At 45.3% G+C, this 20,490-nt stretch carries 21 protein-coding genes and 1 other annotated feature; of the genes, 14 read left to right on the top strand and 7 right to left on the bottom strand.

The window, feature by feature from the left end; genetic code table 11:
* From hisB to hisG, 4 genes are read right to left on the bottom strand one after another with little or no spacing between them, the layout of a single operon-like run.
* Positions 1-1,068: a bifunctional histidinol-phosphatase/imidazoleglycerol-phosphate dehydratase HisB gene (gene hisB, locus CSH93_RS17325; protein WP_100644631.1), complete on the bottom strand. Its 1,068-nt coding sequence runs from the start codon at positions 1,066-1,068 to the stop codon at positions 1-3.
* Positions 1,068-2,150, bottom strand: coding sequence for a histidinol-phosphate transaminase (hisC, locus tag CSH93_RS17320; protein WP_100644630.1), 1,083 nt, complete (start codon positions 2,148-2,150; stop codon positions 1,068-1,070). The genes hisB and hisC overlap by 1 nt, the downstream gene beginning before the upstream one ends.
* Positions 2,147-3,451 (bottom strand): histidinol dehydrogenase, encoded by a 1,305-nt coding sequence (hisD, locus tag CSH93_RS17315; RefSeq protein WP_100644629.1) that lies wholly within the window; start codon positions 3,449-3,451, stop codon positions 2,147-2,149. Before hisD ends, hisC begins: the two co-directional genes overlap by 4 nt.
* Positions 3,452-3,465: 14 nt before the next feature.
* Entirely contained in the window at positions 3,466-4,365 is a 900-nt protein-coding gene (hisG, locus tag CSH93_RS17310; RefSeq protein ID WP_100644628.1) for an ATP phosphoribosyltransferase, read from the bottom strand.
* A gap of 46 nt (positions 4,366-4,411) precedes the next feature.
* Positions 4,412-4,524 (bottom strand) — a sequence feature (His leader region).
* Positions 4,525-4,757: 233 nt separating this feature from the next.
* Between hisG and CSH93_RS17305 the strand changes: the two genes are divergently transcribed.
* From CSH93_RS17305 to CSH93_RS17265, 9 genes are all read left to right on the top strand, one after another.
* Complete coding sequence (locus CSH93_RS17305) at positions 4,758-5,141, top strand: hypothetical protein (protein WP_124749004.1); 384 nt, start codon at positions 4,758-4,760, stop codon at positions 5,139-5,141.
* A 133-nt stretch (positions 5,142-5,274) separates the two neighbouring features.
* Positions 5,275-6,438: an iron-containing alcohol dehydrogenase gene (locus CSH93_RS17300; protein WP_100644626.1), complete on the top strand. Its 1,164-nt coding sequence runs from the start codon at positions 5,275-5,277 to the stop codon at positions 6,436-6,438.
* 4 nt (positions 6,439-6,442) lie between these two features.
* The gene (locus CSH93_RS17295) at positions 6,443-6,883 is read left to right on the top strand and encodes an acyl-CoA thioesterase (RefSeq protein WP_100644625.1); all 441 of its coding nucleotides are present in this window, start codon (positions 6,443-6,445) and stop codon (positions 6,881-6,883) included.
* Between the two features lie 153 nt (positions 6,884-7,036).
* Positions 7,037-7,798, top strand: coding sequence for a LytTR family DNA-binding domain-containing protein (locus CSH93_RS17290; protein ID WP_100644624.1), 762 nt, complete (start codon positions 7,037-7,039; stop codon positions 7,796-7,798).
* Positions 7,799-7,882: 84 nt separating this feature from the next.
* Positions 7,883-9,019, top strand: a complete 1,137-nt coding sequence (locus CSH93_RS17285) for a Rossmann-fold NAD(P)-binding domain-containing protein (protein ID WP_100644623.1) — start codon at positions 7,883-7,885, stop codon at positions 9,017-9,019.
* Positions 9,020-9,347: 328 nt separating this feature from the next.
* Positions 9,348-9,905, top strand: a complete 558-nt coding sequence (gene ahpC / locus CSH93_RS17280) for an alkyl hydroperoxide reductase subunit C (RefSeq protein WP_476692336.1) — start codon at positions 9,348-9,350, stop codon at positions 9,903-9,905.
* Between the two features lie 79 nt (positions 9,906-9,984).
* Positions 9,985-11,574, top strand: coding sequence for an alkyl hydroperoxide reductase subunit F (ahpF, locus tag CSH93_RS17275; protein WP_100644621.1), 1,590 nt, complete (start codon positions 9,985-9,987; stop codon positions 11,572-11,574).
* A gap of 107 nt (positions 11,575-11,681) precedes the next feature.
* Complete coding sequence (locus CSH93_RS17270) at positions 11,682-12,086, top strand: ACT domain-containing protein (protein WP_100644620.1); 405 nt, start codon at positions 11,682-11,684, stop codon at positions 12,084-12,086.
* Between the two features lie 102 nt (positions 12,087-12,188).
* On the top strand, positions 12,189-12,476 hold the full coding sequence (locus tag CSH93_RS17265; protein ID WP_100644619.1) for a sll1863 family stress response protein: 288 nt from the start codon (positions 12,189-12,191) through the stop codon (positions 12,474-12,476).
* Between the two features lie 53 nt (positions 12,477-12,529).
* On the opposite strand, the gene CSH93_RS17260 is transcribed toward CSH93_RS17265, so the two are convergent.
* Entirely contained in the window at positions 12,530-13,384 is an 855-nt protein-coding gene (locus CSH93_RS17260) for a TraB/GumN family protein (protein WP_100644618.1), read from the bottom strand.
* Between the two features lie 169 nt (positions 13,385-13,553).
* On the opposite strand from CSH93_RS17260, the gene CSH93_RS17255 reads away from it, so the two are divergent.
* Entirely contained in the window at positions 13,554-14,717 is a 1,164-nt protein-coding gene (locus CSH93_RS17255; protein WP_100644617.1) for a hypothetical protein, read from the top strand.
* 22 nt (positions 14,718-14,739) lie between these two features.
* Here the strand turns inward: CSH93_RS17255 and CSH93_RS17250 are convergent, their stop codons facing one another.
* Positions 14,740-15,966 (bottom strand): saccharopine dehydrogenase family protein, encoded by a 1,227-nt coding sequence (locus CSH93_RS17250; RefSeq protein ID WP_100644616.1) that lies wholly within the window; start codon positions 15,964-15,966, stop codon positions 14,740-14,742.
* Positions 15,967-16,121: 155 nt separating this feature from the next.
* Here CSH93_RS17250 and CSH93_RS17245 point away from each other — a divergent pair, with 155 nt between their 5' ends.
* On the top strand, positions 16,122-17,210 hold the full coding sequence (locus CSH93_RS17245) for a DUF2855 family protein (RefSeq protein WP_100644615.1): 1,089 nt from the start codon (positions 16,122-16,124) through the stop codon (positions 17,208-17,210).
* On the opposite strand, the gene CSH93_RS17240 is transcribed toward CSH93_RS17245, so the two are convergent.
* A complete protein-coding gene (locus CSH93_RS17240; protein WP_124749003.1) occupies positions 17,207-17,719 on the bottom strand; it encodes a DUF2244 domain-containing protein in 513 nt (170 codons plus the stop codon). The two genes, CSH93_RS17245 and CSH93_RS17240, sit on opposite strands and share 4 nt — an antisense overlap.
* Positions 17,720-17,828: 109 nt before the next feature.
* On the opposite strand from CSH93_RS17240, the gene CSH93_RS17235 reads away from it, so the two are divergent.
* The 3 genes from CSH93_RS17235 to CSH93_RS17230 all read left to right on the top strand — a co-directional run bounded on the left by CSH93_RS17235 (position 17,829) and on the right by CSH93_RS17230 (position 20,485).
* Entirely contained in the window at positions 17,829-18,731 is a 903-nt protein-coding gene (locus CSH93_RS17235; RefSeq protein ID WP_100644613.1) for a sulfite exporter TauE/SafE family protein, read from the top strand.
* Between the two features lie 85 nt (positions 18,732-18,816).
* Entirely contained in the window at positions 18,817-19,236 is a 420-nt protein-coding gene (locus tag CSH93_RS17855; RefSeq protein WP_124749002.1) for a hypothetical protein, read from the top strand.
* 43 nt (positions 19,237-19,279) lie between these two features.
* A complete protein-coding gene (locus CSH93_RS17230; protein ID WP_164078404.1) occupies positions 19,280-20,485 on the top strand; it encodes an efflux RND transporter periplasmic adaptor subunit in 1,206 nt (401 codons plus the stop codon).
* Positions 20,486-20,490: the final 5 nt, after the last annotated feature.

Genomic DNA, 20,490 nt, shown 5'->3' with positions numbered 1-20,490 from the left:
TCACAGCGCTCCTTTGCTGCTTGGTAGGGCGTCACCGCTTTTTTGAATGGCCTGGCGCAATGCCCGACCAAATACCTTAAACAGGCTTTCTACTTGATGGTGAGCATTTCCTTCTGTCGTCGATAAGTGAAGGCTTAGTCCCATGGATTGCGCAAGGGAATAGAAAAAGTGCTGGACCATTTCGGTTGCCATTTCACCGACTGATTCACGTGTGAAACTAGCGTTGAAAACCAAGTGAGGGCGGTTAGAGATGTCCAAAATGCACTCAGCACGGCATTCGTCCATAGGCAAGGCAAACCCGAATCGGCCGATACCGCGTTTGTCGCCTAGTGCTTTCTTCAATGCTTCCCCAAGCGCCAAAGCCGTATCTTCAACACTGTGGTGATCATCAATATGCAGGTCGCCATCAACCTTAAGCGTCAGCTCGAAACCGCCGTGAGTGGCAATTTGGTCAAGCATATGGTCAAAGAAGCCAATCCCCGTATTGATGGATGATTTGTTGTTTGAGTCTAAATTTACTTTGACATAAATATCGGTTTCAGAGGTTTTGCGTACCACTTCTGCGACACGAGATGAATGCAATAGCTGCTGTTCAATTTTCCGCCACCCTAAGGCGTCACGATTATATTGAATACCTTTGATCCCCATATTCTCTGCGAGCTGAATATCGGTGATCCGGTCGCCAATGACGAATGAGCGGGTAAAGTCGACTTTGCCTTGTTGCAAGTAATCTTTAACTAAGCCCAGCTTAGGCTTTCGGCAGCTGCAATTGTCCTGCTCAAAGTGAGGGCATATCAGCACGTCGTCAAATGTGATCCCTTGGCTTGCAAAAACGTTCATCATCGCATTGTGGGGGGCATCGAAGTCAGCTTGTGGGAAGCTGTCGGTACCCAAACCATCTTGATTGCTCACCATGACTAGTCGATAGCCGGCTTGCTGCAACTTTAGCAACACAGGGATCACATAAGGTTCAAAAACCAGCTTTTCTAAGCTGTCTAGTTGTTTGTCTATCGGCGGTTCTTCAACCAAAGTGCCGTCACGGTCGATAAATAATATGGCATTTGACATTACGCTTGTTCCCCTGCTGTGAAAAAGGAGCGCATCAATTCAATGAGGCGTTCGTTTTGTTGTGGGCTACCAATAGAAATTCGTAGGCAATTAGATAGATTGAGTTGTTTAGACTGATCGCGAATGAGCATGCCATTTTCAACCAGATAGCTCATTAATGCGTCTTTGCGATCAAATCTAAACAGAATAAAATTCGCGTCTTGTTTGCCGACTAATTCAACGCCGGAAAATTGTGTAAGCGACTTGAACAATCGAGCTCTTTCTTGCGCAATAACATCAACCTGCTCGCGCATGCGGGCTAGTGGGTTAGCGGCCAATGCTTGCGCTGCAATTTGTGCCACTGGCTCCGGGATCGGATAGGGGGCAATCACCTTGAGCAGAGTTTGAATAATAGCGGGCGACGCTAGGGTGAATCCACAGCGTAAGCCAGCCAATGCAAATGCCTTTGACAACGTGCGCAAAATCACCAAGTGCGGATATTGGTTAAGTTGTGATGACCATTCGGAGCCATAGGCGAATTCAATATAGGCTTCATCGACGACAACAAGGGCACTTTCGGAGAAGCAATCTAATACCGCTTCAATCTGCTCTTTCGGGACTACATTTCCGGTAGGATTGTTCGGTGAACATACAAATACAAGATTCACGTCACCCACATGAGAAGACATTGTCTCAAGGTCAAGCATGAAATCATGTGTTTGCGGTACGCTGATAATGCCTACATCACAGGTTTCAGCACTGATAGCGTACATGCCGTATGTTGGCGGGCAAATCATAATGTTGGAGCTACCCGGCTGACAAAACGCTCTGATCAGCAACTCGATCCCTTCATCGGCCCCGCGTGTGACTAACACTTGGTCAGCCGAAATTTGTGCATACTCGGCGTAACCTTTGATGACTTGTTCGGGCTGGCACGCTGGATAACGGTTCAGCTTGGTGTCATCTACGCGATAAGGATTCGCAAATGGCGATTCATTGGCATTTAGCCAATCTTGTCCGCCACTGTAGAGTCTACGCGCACTTTCGTAAGGTTTTAATTTGGCGATATTAGGGTTTGTTAAACGTTCAACCAATGTACTCACAACCCCTCCTTTTCTATAGCTTGTAAACGCAGTGAAACAGCCTTTCCGTGTGCGTCTAATCCTTCAGAATCTGACAAAGACAATAACGTCGGCGCTAATGCTCGAAAGCCAGATTGGCTAAGCTCCTGTACCGTAAAACGTCGCATAAAATCGAGTAAACCGAGGCTCGAGTACATACGTGAATATCCATATGTAGGTAATACATGGTTAGTGCCGCTCGCATAATCTCCCGCTGATTCCGGTGACCACTCTCCGACAAAAATTGAACCCGCATGCTGGATTTTCGGTAACCATTGGCGAGCTTGTTGAGCCTGAATAATCAAATGCTCAGGCGCGTACTGGTTACTGACCAGAATGGCTTGCTCAAAGTCTTGGGTCAAAATATAGCGGCTGTGCTGCATGGCTGCGGTAGCAATCTCATTGCGGCTTAAGTCTTTCAGCTGTTTTTCAACTTCGAATTTCACTTGCGTGATCAGCGATTCACTGTTGCTGACTAAAATAGCCTGTGAGTCTTTTCCGTGCTCCGCTTGAGAGAGGAGATCTGCCGCAACGAAGACGGGGTTTGCTTGTTCATCAGCTAATACCAATACTTCTGATGGGCCGGCTGGCATATCAATTGCCGCGCCTTGTGATAGCGTACTCACTTGTTGCTTGGCCTCAGTGACAAAGCTGTTACCTGGCCCGTAAATTTTATCCACTTTAGGGATGCTTTCGGTACCAAACGCCATGCCTGCAATCGCCTGGGCACCACCGCACAGGAAAATGTCAGTGATGCCACACAAACTGGCCGCATACCGTATTTCCGCAGCTATCTGTCCGTTTGAATTCGGTGGGGTACATAATATTGCTTGTTCGCATCCTGCCACTTGTGCCGGAACGCCTAACATTAGTACGGTGGAAGGCAACGGGGCGGTTCCTCCGGGAATGTAAAGACCCACTTTAGACAATGCGACGGTATGTTGTTCACAGCGAACACCAGCCATGGTCTCAATACTGATACTTTGTGGTTTTTGCGCAGCGTGAAACCGCGTTATGTTGTCATACGCTGTGTGGATAGCCTGCTTAGTCGCAGCATCCAGCTCGCTGGCGGCGGCTTTAATCGTAGACGGGTTTAAACGTAACTGTTGCAGCGCGGCACCGTCAAATTGTTGGGTCAACGATAATATAGCACTATCGCCACGTTGCCTGACGTCGTTAACAATATTCCGGACCGTCTCGGTCAGTTTTTGATTGTCAGCGAGTGCCGGTCTTGCCAGCGCCTTTGCTTGGCTCGCTGGATCTAATGAATTCCACGTGATCATATGTGCACCCAGACCTATCCCATCATTTTTTCGATTGGCATCACGAGGATAGAGCTACATCCCAGTGCTTTTAATTTTTCCATGGTTTCCCAAAATAAGGTTTCAGGGCTGACAACGTGAACAGCAACTATTTCATCGCTGCTGGCAAGCGGTAATACCGTTGGATTTTCGGCGCCGGGCAACAATCGTTTCACCTGATCTAGATAGGCTTTCGGCGCATGCAGCATGATGTATTTACTTTCTTTAGCTTGCGTCACCCCATCTATTCGGGGTAATAGCCGATTGATCAGTGCTTGTTTGTTGTCATCCAGTGGACGCGCGTTTTGGATCAATACAGCCTTAGATTCAAATACCGTATCCTTTTCTTGCAGTCCGTTAGCTTCCAACGTGGCTCCGGTTGAAACTAGGTCACATATCGCATCGGCTACGCCAGCACGCGGTGCAACTTCAACAGATCCGGTTAGCATTACGGCAGATGCCTTAATATTATTCTGACTGAAAAAGCGTTCTAGCAAGAAAGGGTAGGTTGTCGCGACGCGTTTACCTTCAAGCGCGCTGACATCGGTATAATTCATTTCATTCGGTACGGCGATAGACAGGCGGCAGCCACCATAATCTAACTCACGCAAGGTCTTAAATTCATGCGGGCGGCCAGCGGCTTCTCGCTCAAGCATTTTCTCTTCGAGTTCGTTCTGGCCGATGAATCCGAGATCTACGATGCCGTCCATAACTAAGCCCGGAATATCATCATCACGCACTAACAAGAGATCAATCGGTTGGTTAGTTGAATGCGCAATGAGCAATCGGTCTCTGATTTGTAATTTGATCCCAATAGCTTTGAGCAGTGCAATGCTGTCATCACTTAATCTGCCTGACTTCTGCACGGCTATTCGCAGTCGTTTTACGTCACTCATGAGTGTTTATCCTCTTGTTGATAAGTGTTTTCACAGCGCTAGAAACAAAAAACCCCCGGAAGAGCCTTCCGAGGGTGTCAATTACTTTCGCGCCGCCGGAAGGACAATATACCTTCCAGCACAAACCTGAAAGGTTATGCTTTTTGATGGTGATGAGCAGCGCAAATGAAAATCATGTTAATTTGAATCCTTAATTGGCTCGAACGATTAAATAAAAGCCTCAATGGGCCGAAACATTAGCGAAGTGGCAGCAATATTGCAACGTTTTTGCTATAAACATTAAAGAAATATTCACGTTTGTTGGCTATAGCATAAAACTTTTAGTTATATGTGGCGTCCAAACGAGTAATAGAGGCATGCATATTGCCGGTGAGGCCATTCAGGGAGGGCCTATGAGTAATGACTTATTATTTTCTGTGTTGCCGCGACGTGGCACCGTAGCGGTAAAAACTGACCGTGGTAATGTCAAAAAGGTGGCGAAGAAAACCCCTGTGCACGCGTCTCGTGATGAAGAAAATCTGCCTTTAATTGGTGAAAACCTTGCGTTATTTAGAGAAAAAGAATCTCGTCATCAATCACAAGAAGATGACTCTCAAGCTAAAGATTACAGCGACGAACACGTCGGACTTATCATTGATACCACTGACGAATCGGTAACACCTGATGATGAGCCAATAATTCATTCTAAAGCGGAATATGCGCAGGGTGAATCAGAGGAGAAAAAAGACGACGACGACGACGACGGTCCGAGCGTGCATTTGGACATTACGGTTTAACCTCGGTTTCAACCCCCTTATTGATGCTTAACCACCATGCACTTGATGAATTGGTACGACTTAATTTCAGTGATTTGACTTGGTTTGGTGTCTTCGTTTTTACTTAAGGCTTGCGGCTTTAAATGAGAACGCTATGAACGAATTTACCTTTGCCACTACAGCTAAGATGATATTGGGCAAGTCTGTCGATCAGGCTTTACTGGAGTATTGTCAGAAGCATCGTTTTTCCCGCGTCATGTTAGTCACTGACCCCGGTATTTGTGGCGTGGGTTTGCTGGATAAGACAAAAGCCACGCTAGAGGAAGGCAACATCAGTTTAACCATTTTTGATCAGGTTGAGGCTGACCCATCGAGTCAAACCGTATTAACCGCGGTTGAGTTGGGTAAGCAGCAGTCTGTTGAAGCAGTGGTTGGATTTGGCGGCGGTAGTTCTATGGATGTTGCTAAATTGGTCGCACTATTGGCTCACCCTGAGAACCAGCAAAACTTAGACGACATATATGGGGTTGATCAAATTCGCGGCTACCGTTTGCCGTTAGTGCAAGTGCCGACAACAGCTGGCACAGGATCAGAAGTTACGCCTATTTCTATTGTGACGACCGGAGGCACGACTAAAGCGGGCGTTGTATCCGATAAGCTTCAACCTGACTTAGCCATCTTAGATCCGGATCTTACCCTTGGACTACCGCCGCATATAACGGCTGCGACGGGTATTGATGCCATGGTGCATGCGATAGAAGCCTACACCAGTAAGCTGCGCAAGAACCCCTATTCAGATATGTTGGCGCGTCAAGCGTTGGAGATACTCAATAGCAATATTCAACAAGCAGTTGAAAATGGCAGCAATAGAGAAGCGCGAGTCAATATGTTGTTTGGTGCGATGTTGGCTGGGCAAGCTTTCGCCAATGCGCCGGTGGCTGGTGTGCATGCGTTGGCGTACCCGTTAGGTGGGCACTATCATATTTCTCATGGCTTGAGTAATGCACTGGTACTTCCCCATGTGCTGCGTTTTAATCTCAGTCATGCTGTTACTGAGTACGCTGAGTTGGCTAAAATCTTGTGTCCTGATGCGATAGCGGGGAACAGCAAAGAAAAGGCTGCGATGGCGATGATTGAACATGTAGCCTCACTTTCGAAGACATTAGGATTACCCACCCAACTCCGTGAATGCGGCGTGACAGAAAACAGTTTGGATACGTTAGCTGCTGACGCGATGTTGCAACAACGGTTATTGATAAACAATCCAAGGCCAGTCGAATTGCATGATGCCTTGACGATCTACCAACAGGCGTTCTAGAAAAATGACGGCTCACTCACGTCCACAACGACTTCAGTTTCATCGTTTTTTACCCATCGTTACACGCTGGTCAGACAATGACATATATGGGCACATCAATAATGTTGTGTATTACAGCTATTTTGACAGTGCAGTAAATCGCTTCCTGATAGAAGAAGGTGGGCTAGATATTCACAATAGTGACACGGTCGCTTATGTCGTGAATTCTCATTGCGACTATTATGCGCCTTTAGCATACCCTCAATCTTTAGAGATTGGCTTGCGGGTGGCTAAACTGGGCAACAGCTCGGTGACTTACGAGCTCGGCGTATTTGCTGAAGGACATCAAACCGCAGCGGCTTTGGGACGGTTCGTTCATGTATTCGTCGATCGGGTTAGTGATAAAAGTGTGCCAATTCCCGCCAACATCCGTGCCGCATTGGAGCTTCTGCAAAGCCAGTCGTGAGGCGCTTTGGTGCTTAAACCCATTTCAAATTGTAAACAGCGTTGTCACAACGCGGATTTTTTGTGTTTTGTCGAATTTTAAGGTGCTTGAATTAGAGGCTAGTGCTGCAAGTCCGTATTATACAATGAAGTGAGTTTCTCTAGGAGGCGAGGCATGGAGCTCTTTCAATCTAAGCAACACCGAATGATGTTTTTAGCCGGCTTGGTACTGGTTGTGGTTTTCCAGTGGATCCATTTTTCTGTGTATTTTAACCAACCAGTCGCCATATCATTACTGTGGAGTTTGGTGGATTGGCTGTGCTGGTCCGGGTTAACGTTATTGTTAATCCAGTATATGCCTGAGCATCATCGCCGATGGATATTTTTCGGGTTTATTTTGTTTGCCGGCCCTGCGCAAATTATGGTCTCTTCATCCATTTATCAGCTGCTGCTAGAGGTGGATAAAACACTTTGGCAATCGTTTATCCATTTAATGAATAAACGCTGGCTACAAAACATGTTGATTGCCGCAGCAATTGCTTCCACTGTTTTGTACTTACGTCAATTGATCGCAATAAAATCAGCCCATGCCGATAAGATAAAAAAGCAGCCTCTACTGTTAAATGATGGATTACATACATACCAGATAGAGGATAATGAGGTTTTAGCCGTTGTAGCTGCAAAGAATTATCTTTCTGTATACACAATGGATAAAGAAATCGTGATTAGGGAAACCTTGAAAAACATGCAAACACTGTTAGAGCAGGGCGAGTTTGTTCAAGTTAGCCGATCAGCCATCGTAAACAAAACACAAATTAAGCAGATTGAGAAATACTCTAACGCGAGTTATCGGGCTGTACTGCCAAATCAGATAACGGTGAATATCGGTCGTACTTACACCAAGTTAGTGCACGATTGCTTACACACGTCCCCATAGCCCGAACATTCGTCCCTAGCCCCTTTGATTCAAGGGACGAGTGTTACATTCTCATGTCCATAGTAGTTACATCTAGAGGTACTTATGGACAGACGAGATTTTATCAAAGCGGCTATTACCGCCTCAGCAACAGTCGCAATGACCACAAGTTTTCCCGCGTATGCATCAGCGCAGAAACGCGCATTAGTGTTAGGCGGTAGGGATTTCTTTGGGCCCAATATTGTCAATGCGTTATTAAAGCAAGGGTATACGGTAACCTTATTTAATCGAGGCTTTACTAATCCAGATTTATTTAAAGAGCTGACTTGGATCCGCGGCGACCGAGAAATTAAAGACGGTAGCGGTCTGGCCAACTTAAAAGCCCATATACGCTCACACCGGTATGATTTGGTCATTGATACATGGCAAAAATCGCCACAAGCCGTTTTAGATATGGTCCGCTTGTTAAAAGGTAAGATCGGACACTATCAATATGTATCAAGTATTTCAGTGTATAAAGATCGTCAGCATGTTGGCATAAACGAGGAGTATCCACTGTTGGATGTGTCTTCGGTCGATGCCAAAGCCGACAATTTACACTATGCACAACGTAAAACGCTTGCCGAGTTATTTCTATTTGAGGAATTACCCGATAAATCCTCAACGTTCCGGTCTCATGGGATGAGAAGCGATAGGACGCCTGCGAGAATATATGAGCCATACTGGCCAGTTAGATTTTATCGCGGAGGAGAAATTTTACTGCCCAAACAAGATAACCATGTCATGCAAGTTTGTGACGTCACGTCTATGTCGAAGTTTATGCTGAAAAGTTTTGATGTTGGTCATACGGGGGCGTTCAATGTTGCCTATCCAACGAATGATTTCTCTGATTATTTGCAACAGGTTGAGGCTGTTACTCGTAAACCGCATCAAAAAGTATGGGTTACTCCAGAATTTCTTGAGCAGCAAGATATACAACCGTATCGCGATCTCCCCCTGTGGCGTCCGCAATTAAAAGGGTTTTACCACATCGATGTATCAAAAGCGCTCGATGCCGGCTTAGAAAATCGCCCGATGACGGCCATGATCAATGATCAACTCAAAGGTTACTTTTCAAGAAATCCCGATGATGGTTTCTTATTTGGCGGCAGAGGGACGATAAGCCCACAGAAAGAGTCTGCAGTGCTGAGCCTTTGGAAAAAACAACGTTCTGCGTTGATAGATTCCGCCCAACGGGGATAGTCACAGGTGGCCGGACAAGGATGTCATACGGTCCCACAGTAAACAGGGCAAGCCATTGCGGAACAAAGCGAATGGTCTTGTACGCTCGATGTACAGCCAATGTGGAAATTATGAACAATTGAACAGATTTAAGTCTGTTAATTGAAAAACATGATTAAGACTTTCGATTTTACCAATTATCTTTTTTTTGCAGGCCCCTCTACTATACTCACCAGTTCTTAATTAACACCCATTCACGGGCTTCTGAACGTGGACTGTTAACTAAATAACCTAGGTGAGAACACGTCGTTGTCACCTTTCATTCTAAAAACGGAGAGTAAACATGGCATTGATTAACACTGCGATTAAACCATTTAAAGCTAACGCATTTAAAAATGGCGAATTCGTTGAAGTAAGTAGTGACGACATCCAAGGTAAGTGGGCTGTATTTGTATTTTATCCAGCGGACTTCACGTTTGTATGCCCTACAGAGCTAGGCGACATTGCTGACAAATACGAAGAACTTCAGTCACGCGGTGTAGAAGTATTTTCAGTGTCTACTGACACTCACTTCACACACGCAGCATGGCACGAAGCGTCTGACACAATCGCTAAAATCAAGTTCGCGATGATTGGTGACCCTACGGGTGAAATCACGCGCAACTTCGATTGTATGCGTGAAAACATGGGCCTAGCGGATCGTGCAACCTTCGTGGTTGACCCAGACGGTATCATCCAAGCAATGGAAATCACCTCTGAAGGTATTGGCCGCGACGCAGACGACCTAGTGCGTAAAGTTAAAGCTGCACAGTATGTTGCGTCTCACCCAGGTGAAGTATGTCCTGCTAAATGGAAAGAAGGTGAAGCAACACTAGCGCCTTCTCTAGACCTAGTAGGCAAAATCTAAGTCTTATTACTTAGATAAAGCATCGCGAGGGAGCGAGTAATCGCTCCCTACCTCGAACAAACAGATAAGGCAGAGAACCGTGTTAAATCAGGATATCTTAAATGCATTGAAAGGCTATTTTGAGTCAATGCAAAAAAACATTACTTTCGTCGTACAAACCGGTGACCACAGCAAGCGCGAAGAGCTTGTGAAGTTCTTGTCGGACATTGCCGGGGTGAGCGACAAAATTTCAGTAGAACAGCGTGATATGGGCGCTAAGCTACGCAGTTCTGTTAGCTTTTTATTAGAAGCTGATGGCGAAGACACTGGGATCCGATTCTCAGGTGTGCCAGGTGGGCACGAATTCAACTCTCTGGTATTGGCTGTGCTGCATGCCTCAGGTACCGAGTTGAAGGTTGACGAGAGCCTTAAGGGTATTATTGAAGCCGTCAAAGAAGATTTAAAATTTGAAGTGTTTATCAGTCTGAGCTGTCACAACTGTCCAGACGTAGTGCAGGCGGTGAATCAGTTCGCCTTGTTGAATAAACATATTGAAGCAGAAATGATTGATGGTGGCGTCTATCCACAGTTGATCCAAGAGCGAGACATTCAAGGTGTACCGAGTGTTTACCTAAACGGTGAGCTATTTGCGAACGGTAAAGTTGATGCGTCAACCTTGATTGAAAAACTGTTAGAACGTGATCCATCGCTCAAAGATGCAAACAAAGGGCAGAAATTACCCATTCAAGACGTTGCGGTTATCGGCGGTGGTCCAGCGGGAGTTGCCTCAGCGATTTACAGTGCGCGAAAAGGCTTGAAAGTAACGGTAGTAGCAGACCGTTTTGGTGGCCAGGTTAAAGATACAATGGGCATTGAAAACTTAATTTCGGTGCCGAAAACCACAGGGCCTGAGTTAGTTGGAAACTTGATGGAGCACGTTAAAGATTACGACATCACCCTCAAAGAACACGTGCGTGTTGATTCGATTGAGCAGGGTAATGTGAAAACAATCCAGCTATCGTCAGGAGAGATCATCCGTACTCGATCAGTGATTGTTGCCACTGGTGCGCGCTGGCGTGAACTGGGTGTTCCCGGCGAGAAAGAGAATGTCGGTAATGGCGTAGCGTACTGTCCGCATTGCGACGGTCCATTCTTCAAGGGTAAAGATGTTGCGGTTATCGGTGGTGGTAATTCTGGAATTGAAGCTGCATTAGACCTTGCAGGGATAGTTAAATCGGTCACGGTGTTTGAATTTATGCCTGAATTAAAAGCTGACCAAGTATTAATTGATCAGGCCAACAAACGCGAAAACATTACGATCATTAAAAATGCAGCGACTCGCCAGATCTTAGCTGAAGGTGGCAAGGTCAACGCGATTGAATATCAAGACCGCGCAACAGAAGAAGTGCATACGTTGGGTTTAGCAGGTGTATTTGTGCAGATTGGTTTAGTCCCCAATAGCCAGTTTATGCAAGGGGTTGTAGAGCTGACGAAATATGGTGAAATTATTGTAGATGAAAAGTGCCAAACGTCTGAGGCAGGTATTTTTGCCGCAGGTGACGTGACCACTGTGCCATATAAGCAAATTGTCATTTCAATGGGTGAAGGAGCGAAAGCGTCGCTAGCTGCATTCGAATACCTTCTTAGCCATGAAGTGGAAGAGGAAACATCAGAAATGCAGGCTGCTTAACAGAGCCAAATCAAAAAGCCGGTCTCATGACCGGTTTTTTTATACCTTGCAAAATGATGAGGAGATCATTGATAGTCTTTATTTGTAAAAGTGTAACGGAAACATCTATGTCAGGCATCAACGATCTCGCTACATTACTCTCTCAGCTCCAACCAATATGTGACAAGCATGATTACGTTTTTTGTTGCTCACCTCGTAACGAGCTTCCAGATGGATTTGTGCCCAAAGCGACTTTCAGGGAAGCCGAAGGCCTAACGATTGTTTGTTTGCAATCTGATGCCGAAAAAGCAGGGTTAGATTACGAAGCTATTTTTAGTTGTATTACATTGTCGGTTCATTCCAGCCTTCAAGCGGTTGGTTTGACGGCTGCTGTTTCGAAAGTGCTAGCCGACAATGGGATCAGCGCAAACGTGATTGCGGCTTACTACCACGATCATATTTTCGTTCCTAAACAAGACACTGAACACGCAATACAATTGTTAGGATCTCTCTCGACTATCCCGATCAGTTAAAGGTTACCGAATAGAAAGTTGATATAAGTCAAAGTAGATATTGTTGTAGCTGTTTAAAGTTTGATCAGCAGTTAACTGAGCACTTCAAAAAGAGGGAAACTAATGACTACACGTGACGAATATGTTGAAAAGTTAAAAAACGCAATTGACGAAATTAACACCAAGGTGGACGAGCTTGAAAGTAAAGCCCATCAAACCCAAGCTGAAATGAAAGCCGAAATTGAAGAAAAGGTGGCACCTGTTAAAGAGCAACTTAAGCCTCTGGCGAGTAAACTGGAGCAGTGGAAAGATGAAAGTGATGAGAAATTAGAGGAATATGCAAAAGAAGCGAAGAAAATTCGCGACGCATTTGTGCATTCGTATCACTACTTTTTATCTCAAATTAAATAGTAAGAAGGCACCTATTGGTGCCTTCTTCGCATTAATTATCACGCTATTTTTATTTAAAGTTTCTCTACGCTATAGCCTTTTGATTCAAGAAGATGTAATACGCTGTCTGGACCAGCTAAATGTAATACGCCAACTAAAACAAATTCAGTTGTATCATCGCTGAGCATTGCCTCTATCTGAGGTAGCCAATTATTGTTTCGCGCGACTAACAAATCATGATAAACCGCCGGAAATTGCGCTTTCATTTCGTCAACATTAGACGCCGCTAGGGCTTTCATATCGCCTGCTCGCCATTGTTGTAGTAGCTCGTCAATTGAAGGTTTGAGCGTTTTGATTTCTTCAAGCGTATATTGGATCAACTGATCTTCTTGACCTTTACCAAGGCTGGCAAGGAAATTCAGTTGCTGATCAGGCGTTTCTAGCCAACCCGTTGGTTTATTGTCGCCCATTGCAAGGGTCGCGTAATATTTATCAACCCCCTGAGTAGTAAGTCCTATCACTTGAAATTCAATCATGCTCAATGTGATCGATAGTAGCGACGGTTTAAAGGTTAATAAGTTCTGAACGGGTACGCCTCGGGCGGTTAAATGAGTCTCGACAGCTTGACTGACACTTTCCGATAACTCGTCTTTAAACGTGCGACCATCTTGATAGGTCATCATCGCCATGGTTTTTTGTTGGAATTCCATCGACTGCAAGGCGGCCATATCGGTTTCAAAAATAAGTTTTTCTGAAGCATCGTATGCGCGCTTGTATTCTGCTGGTAATGGGTAGTCACTTTCACTCAAAATATGAACGGTACCGCCAATGTAAAGCGATTTACCCTCATGGCTTACTTTCCAAACAGACGCGGCTTGGATGTTAAATGAAAGTGCGAGTAATAAAGAGATTAAGTAGCATCTGCGCATAAAACTTTCCTATGTTTTGGTTCCTTTTGCGCAAGGCTAAACATAGCGTCAATGAAGTACAAGCAATTTTTGGTACAGGTGAACGTGAACGCTGAATCTCACAAAACGTTTGGCGAATCAAAAATGAATGGATAGGATAGGCATCGTCAGTAATGTCTAGAGTCTAGAGATGGAAAATTCGTTAACAGAGACCGAACACACCGATAAAAAGGAACTTGAGGAAACGAAAAGCAAAGGGGGAATCCCCAATTTGCTGAATACAGTGGTTGGTCGCTTTAAGCGTTTGCGCAAACAAGAGTCGATGTCTGACACCACGGAAACACGTACTTTGTGGTGGCACAATTATAATTTCTCACAGCTGTGTTATTTCACTGCCACCATTTTCATTTTGGTCCAACTATTCGGCAACGATGAGCCCAGCTTGTTATTGCCAAGCATTATTGCCTTTGTCGGTTTATTGCGTGAATTATTAACGGTTTTTCACCGCATTTGGGCAACCGTGTTAGGCAAGTCCTTTATATTAGTGTTATACGCGGCGACAGCCAATATTGCAATTGCGTATTCGGCCATGCAGATCAATCAGATCACCGGCGTTGAGCCGACAGCCTTTGTTTTTACCTTGGGCTTTACAACGCTAGTGCTTTTGCCATTCTGGCTTACCATTGCGTCAACCGTGTTCTTTGCATTGGCCATGGTGGCGGCCAATATGTGGCTATTGTTGCGCCTTCCATTGCGTTTGATTGGTGTCAAAACGGCGATCCATTGGGAAGATAAGCGTCGACCACTCATTACAATGTTATTACGTATATGCTTGATACCTGTGGTGTTGGTTAGCTTATTTGAATTGACTCAGCCTTACTTTTCCGACGTCAGTATTCAAACACCATTTGTGGTGACGAAAGATAAGGACGGCAATGAAACGCCGATGGATATTAAGCCTATTACCGATTCCGAAGATATTAAAATGGTGTTGGAAGATCCTCGCGTGAAAGATCGTATATCAGAAATTGAGCGCGAAGCCATTGACTCAAAGCTCAAGGAAATGGAACAAGAAGAAGACAAACTAGAGCAAAAATCTCGCACGATAGGTAAAGTCGTTGCGGCCTTCTTATTTAACCTTGAAGCATATCCGCGCAGTATGTGTGTTAAACGGCCGGAACAGCGCTCCGTTATCTTAGATGAAAATTTAGCGCTGATGGTTTCACGAAACCCTAAAGCGGATTATGGCTTTGACTTTGAAGTCGTGCAGTGTCAGCCTCGCGTAGCAGAGTCAGCAGAGTCAGCAGAGTCAGCAGAGTCAGCAGAGTCAACAGAATTAGCGGAAAGCCAATAGGTTCTCCGCTAGCCTTTGGATACTACTGTTGTGTCAAAACGCTGAATGTTAGCCCAGCATTGGTTTCTAATCGTTTAATCAAGTGTTCCCCGAAGGCAAACGCCGGCGTATGAAAGCCTCCTGGTACTTCTTGCATATCTTCATCTTTGGCTAAGCAAATGGCTGATTCTGCAAGCATCTTAGCCGTAGAGCCATAACCCGGATCACGATCACCGGTTACTTTCACTGTGATTTGTTTGTTGCTTGGGGTGATGCCAAAAATGCGGAAATCGAAGAATCCTTTCTCTTGTTCCTCTTCACTCGGCCCCTCGCCAGGCTTAGGTAGAATGGTATTCTCTAACAGCCAGCGGGTGGGAGGAATCGCAGCACCTACCATGAGTCCAGAGATCGCTGCGGTGACGGTCCAACCCATGATGCCACCCTTGGCGTTTTTACCGGTCATCATTGCTTCATCATACAAGAAGCGCTCGCCATACTTCGCGCCGAGCAATGCGTTGGTGCGATGCACGACTCGTGTATTAATACTGGCCATTATAAAAGGGGCAACCCAACTGCCTGTTTCCGTTTCAAACTTCGCATGAGATACGTTATGTTGATAAGCCTTAAAAGGATGCTCTTTGGGGCACAGCGCGTAGGGATTTGCGAGGAGTTTTCGGAGCTTTGCATCACTTGAAGCCTGTTTGACGACATTGATCAGTGACGCAACAGTGCCACCCGAGGCGCCACCTTTCATCGCTTTAACGCGGGTTTTTACTTGGTCACAGCATTCTCCAAATGCTTTCTCCGCTTCTTGCTGTAAGTAATAAACGCCCAAATCTGAGGGGATTGAATCGAAGCCACAACAATTGACGATCCGTGCACCACTAGCTGCAGCCTGCGTTTCGTATTTATCTAACATCGCCCTGATCCATTGCGGCTCGCCAGTTAAATCCACATAATCGGTTCCGTATTCACAACACGCCTTGATCATGGGCTCACCATACAACGCATAAGGCCCAACGGTTGAAATAACCACACGGGTTTGCTGTGCTAGTGCGTCAATACTGGCTTGGTCATCAGCATCGGCAATGATTTGGGGAATATTGTCTAATTGCATTGTTTTACTCAGTTCATCTAACTTAGATTGTGAACGAGCAGCAATCGCCCAACTAACATCTGAGTTGCTGTAATGCTGAGCTAAATAGCGACAGGTGATTTTACCGACGAAACTGGTTGCACCGAAGACAACAACATCAAAAGGTTTGGTCATTTACTTATACTCCATCTAAGCTTTCAAACAATCATAAGCATTATTTCTAGGCTTTTCGAATAAATTAAACTGGGTATGCGTATATTCATAAAAATGAGCGCAGATCTATTTTGAATTAACTAGGATTATGTTCTGACTTTTAAGGAGATACCGTCATGCAATACTCACGCAGTGAAATCGAAGTGCAAAAAGATGCACTGATGAACCTACGTCAGATTGATTCCTCATTCCATAATGATCCTGCTGATAATGCCGTTGTGCTGAAAACGGAAGAATTTGGATTTTCATCAAACAACATTACTTACGCGCTACTGGGTGACCGTTTTGGCTATTGGGGCTTTTTCCCAGCTTCAGCGGGATATGGCATTACACCTGTGTGGGGCTTTGCTACCGTGATTGAGTCTAATACGCCTGAACTGGAAGTGGGTGAGCAAGTGTACGGTTACTTACCGATGGCAACTCACCTAGTGGTGCATGCGGATAAAATCACCGACCATTCATTCATGGACGTTAACCCAAAACGGCAGTCAATATCGCCCGTGTATGATCAGTACATACGCTGTAAAACGGACCCGAGTTATTCTGATGCACTGAAAACCTGGATCCTGACGTTTCGCCCTTTGTTTACTACGTCGTTTGTACTGGCTTATGCGTTAAAAGAGCGGAAATGCGATGAACAAGCGACTATCTGGATGACAAGTGCCTCTAGCAAAACGGCTTATGGCACTGCACAAATATTGCGAGAAGTAATGCCTAATGCACGTTTGATGGGGATTACATCGGCTAAACAGGTTGATTTTGTTGAGCAGACAGGGTGTTACGACAGCGTGTTCACTTATGATCAGTTGGATGAAAATACGATCGGTAACAGTGACTGGTTACTGGATTTTGCCGGGGACCAATCACGTTTAGTCGGGTGGCGAGCAAGCCATGAAAATGCAAAAGAAAGAACGCTATTGATCGGTGCAACGGATGTTGGGGCGCAGGAAATTGCCCGCACTAGCACTGTTGGTCATGTGTTTTTTGCACCCGATGAGGTACGCAATTTTACTAAGTCATGGGGAGCTAAGACGTTTCAAGAGCGATACGTCCAGCATTGGCGTGGTTTTATTGAACATTTCCAATCAATATTACAAGAGCAGTCTCATACAGGTGTGCAAGCCATCGTGAAGGAGTTTCAGGCTTTTTTAAACGGTGAAGTTGACCCTCGTACGATGCATGTGATGCGATTTAATCAAGATTAATGTTCCTTCCACCAATGGGTGCGACAGGTTGGAATGCCGCACCCTTTCAACTCATAAACCAGCGCTTTTCGATCGGACAAGTTTAAGAAATCACCGATGCAGTAGTGCTTACTCGGTGTAATGAAGTGTATTTGAGGTAGGTGCCAATCCTGTTCGGTTTCGGTAACGTCAACATGCAATTCGTTACGCGATAATGTGAGCTCTTCTTTGAAGCTTGTTGACGGATATTGGCCACGTTGGATTGTGACATTGTCAGCGCTAATGGTAATGATTTCATTATGATAGGTACGCTGTGATACGCGGTACATAATAAATGCCAATAATCCAACTTCAAATCCCGCAAATGGTAGAATGACCCAAGCCCCGACAAAAGCCCATGCTATGGCGATAAACATAACAAACACGACCATGGCCAACATCAAAAACTTGGTGTCTAGCCAAGTGGCTGAGCGGTTTGGCATCATCCGTATTGCTCTGGCGTTTTCATCGAGTTGTATTATTTCTATCATGTACTTGATACTCAAAAATTCAACCAAGTGATCACCGCTAAAGATGTTGGAACTGCGATAAAAAATCTGGCACAGTCACAGCCGCTTAAATTAAAGGTAAGAATAAAATTTGTACAGTGTAATCGCGCGTCATCCTTTTCGCTTTGTGCTTTTACTGGCTTGGTTAGCCTTGCTCTTTACCTTGCCTAATACATTAGAACTTTTCTCGGGGTATGGTGGTTTTGCTGCGCTTGGAATAACCGGGGCGATCTTTGCAAATGCTACTGGTGCAGGTGGTGGCGTCATTTTTGTGCCATTTTTTAACCAGTTAGGGTTTTCGGCGACGACTATTGTTGCCACAAGTTTCGCTATCCAATGTTGTGGTATGTCCGCTGGAGCAGTGACCTGGTATCGCTATTATCGGGCAAATCATCGTCTCTCAGAAGAGTGGCAAATGTTGGGTAAAGCACTGCTTGTTACGATACCCACAAGCTGGGTAGGTGTCTGGATCGTGCAGTTATTAGAACTTACGGACAGTTTTAATTTGCATAGTGGAGGTGTGAATCAACTGCATCTTTGGTTCGGGATATTTTCCGTACTATTGGCGCTTGCGATTTACGCCTCAATTCCAATGCTCAAGCGAACAAAATTCGAGCGTACCTTTGTATTTTACGATGTGATATCGCTAATGATTATTGGGCTGCTAGGTGGTGCCGTGACCGCATGGTTATCTGTTGGTGTCGGTGAGTTGGTTGCTGTGTATTTAATTGTAAGGGGCTTCAACGTAACCTTTTCTATTGCAGTTGCAGTGATACTGAGTGCTTTTACGGTATGGGGCGCTGTTGGATATCACGCTTTTATTACTGACGGGATTTATTGGCCGGTCCTGTTGTTTGCCGGCGCTGGTGCGGTGATAGGGGGGATCATTGCCAAACGGGTTGTGCTGATGTTTTCAGCGACCAAATTAAAAGTGTTTTTCGCTACGTGGGTTTTAGTCTTAGGATTAAGCAGTTTACCGTCCCTGTCTGGCTAAGCCGTATTTGCGCTTCGTCGCTATTCTTATCACGTATATCTTATACAACTAGGAATGTTTTTGTGGTTTGAGTATACTGCCTTACATGAAGACTGTTTTTGTGTACCTGTGTTTACTCATGTTGAGCTTCCCTGCTATCAGCTATAGCGGGTCGAACCAGCATGTATCGGCGATGCCGCATGACACTGCACACAACAATATGACTCATTCAAAGCAAGCACCCACATCTAGCCATGACTCATCAGAGTGTTGTGACATGGACCCCATAGCGACTATGAGTGATAGCCAGCATGATTGCTGTGATGAGCAAAACATGTCGTCTGGCTTAGTGCACAATTGTGATAATGATTGTGGAAAATGCGGCACAGATATTGGTACTAGTAGCCTCGCGCTCGTGTCATTGTGTGGCGTTTTGCCTGTAACACCTACTAATGCCATTATTGGTGGCGTTGCAGTATTGCCCGAATCCCCCTTCAGAGAGTCTGTCATCCCGCCTATTGGTTAAACCATTCGTTTTTTTACGTTTTTGGTTTAGTCAGGAGGTTTGCGTGAAATACGCTCTATTTTCGTTATTATTGTTAAGTTTTTCCCCGCTTGGCGTATTTGCGCAAGCATCATCAAATCCGTCAGCGCTCGATGAACTGACATCACCGGCTGTGCGCTATGTATGCCCCATGCACAGCCATATCGTCAAAGACCATGCGGGCACCTGTCCGATATGCGGAATGGATCTTGTGCCCAGAGAGCAAAAAATGTCGATGTCGGTTGATGTTGGTGTTACGGGTGAAATGCAGCAAGCCATGGCGCTTACTACTGAAATTGCTCAAGAAAGTAGAATGTGGCGCTTTATCAACACATACGGTTCAGTTCAGTTTGATGAAACTGGCTTGAATCATATTCACCCAAGAACATCGGGTTGGTTAGAAACATTAACGGTCAATTCGCTAGGGCAAAATGTAAAAAAAGGCGAGTTACTCTATGAGATCTATTCGCCCGAATTGTTAGTCGCGCAAGAGGACTTTCTTTTGCTGCTGTCTTCAGATGCAAAAAATTCGCTCTTGCTTGAACGCAGCAAACGACGTCTCAGTCTGCTTGGGCTCAGTGATAAATTGATAGCCGAGCTCATGCAAAAAAGGAAGGTGTTCTATCGCGTTCCTTATTACGCGCAGCATGATGGCATTGTATCAGCGCTTGATGTGCGAGAAGGGATGTATGTAGAGCCCAACGTGAGCATTATGACATTGGCTGATTTGTCACGCGTATGGGTTATTGCGGATGTATTTGAACATCAAATTGATTGGGTAAAAGTGGGTAAGGCAGTTGAAATCGATTTACCTGCACTCGATATCTATCAGTTGGAAGGCAACGTAGAGTTTATCTATCCAACTCTCGACCCCGTTTCTCGTACCCTGCAAGTTCGATTGGCCTTGGAGAATCCTCAACAACGCTTAAAACCTGACATGCTGGCCACGGTGCGCATATACGCTGGGCCTTTATTGGCGTTAAACATTCCTGTTGAAGCCTTAATACAAACAGAAAAACACAACCGTGTGTTTGTGCAAATGGAAAATGGACGCTTCGAACGGCGGGATGTTGAAGTGGGAATTGTAACGCAGGGCAGGGCTGAGATCAGACATGGCTTGAATGAAGGTGAACGGATAGTGACGTCAGGACAATTCCTGTTGGATGCAGAAGCCAATTTGAACAACGTGGCAACTGCGGGAGACGCTATGCCAATGGGTCATCAACATTAGGAGCG

Source organism: Neoalteromonas facilis (genome assembly GCF_002807665.1).
GTDB lineage: Bacteria > Pseudomonadota > Gammaproteobacteria > Enterobacterales > Alteromonadaceae > Alteromonas_E > Alteromonas_E facilis.
The sequence above is the reverse complement of the archived record's forward strand: the minus strand, read 5'-3'. Positions and strand labels throughout refer to the sequence as shown.

Excerpts from the sequence above, each read along its gene's own strand:
- hisB (WP_100644631.1), bottom strand. The coding sequence starts at position 1,068 with ATGTCAAATGCCATATTATTTATCGACCGTGACGGCACTTTGGTTGAA.
- hisD (WP_100644629.1), bottom strand. The coding sequence starts at position 3,451 with ATGATCACGTGGAATTCATTAGATCCAGCGAGCCAAGCAAAGGCGCTG.
- hisG (WP_100644628.1), bottom strand. The coding sequence starts at position 4,365 with ATGAGTGACGTAAAACGACTGCGAATAGCCGTGCAGAAGTCAGGCAGA.
- CSH93_RS17305 (WP_124749004.1), top strand. The coding sequence starts at position 4,758 with ATGAGTAATGACTTATTATTTTCTGTGTTGCCGCGACGTGGCACCGTA.
- CSH93_RS17300 (WP_100644626.1), top strand. The coding sequence starts at position 5,275 with ATGAACGAATTTACCTTTGCCACTACAGCTAAGATGATATTGGGCAAG.
- CSH93_RS17295 (WP_100644625.1), top strand. The coding sequence starts at position 6,443 with ATGACGGCTCACTCACGTCCACAACGACTTCAGTTTCATCGTTTTTTA.
- CSH93_RS17290 (WP_100644624.1), top strand. The coding sequence starts at position 7,037 with ATGGAGCTCTTTCAATCTAAGCAACACCGAATGATGTTTTTAGCCGGC.
- CSH93_RS17285 (WP_100644623.1), top strand. The coding sequence starts at position 7,883 with ATGGACAGACGAGATTTTATCAAAGCGGCTATTACCGCCTCAGCAACA.
- CSH93_RS17270 (WP_100644620.1), top strand. The coding sequence starts at position 11,682 with ATGTCAGGCATCAACGATCTCGCTACATTACTCTCTCAGCTCCAACCA.
- CSH93_RS17265 (WP_100644619.1), top strand. The coding sequence starts at position 12,189 with ATGACTACACGTGACGAATATGTTGAAAAGTTAAAAAACGCAATTGAC.
- CSH93_RS17260 (WP_100644618.1), bottom strand. The coding sequence starts at position 13,384 with ATGCGCAGATGCTACTTAATCTCTTTATTACTCGCACTTTCATTTAAC.
- CSH93_RS17255 (WP_100644617.1), top strand. The coding sequence starts at position 13,554 with ATGGAAAATTCGTTAACAGAGACCGAACACACCGATAAAAAGGAACTT.
- CSH93_RS17250 (WP_100644616.1), bottom strand. The coding sequence starts at position 15,966 with ATGACCAAACCTTTTGATGTTGTTGTCTTCGGTGCAACCAGTTTCGTC.
- CSH93_RS17245 (WP_100644615.1), top strand. The coding sequence starts at position 16,122 with ATGCAATACTCACGCAGTGAAATCGAAGTGCAAAAAGATGCACTGATG.
- CSH93_RS17240 (WP_124749003.1), bottom strand. The coding sequence starts at position 17,719 with ATGATAGAAATAATACAACTCGATGAAAACGCCAGAGCAATACGGATG.
- CSH93_RS17855 (WP_124749002.1), top strand. The coding sequence starts at position 18,817 with ATGAAGACTGTTTTTGTGTACCTGTGTTTACTCATGTTGAGCTTCCCT.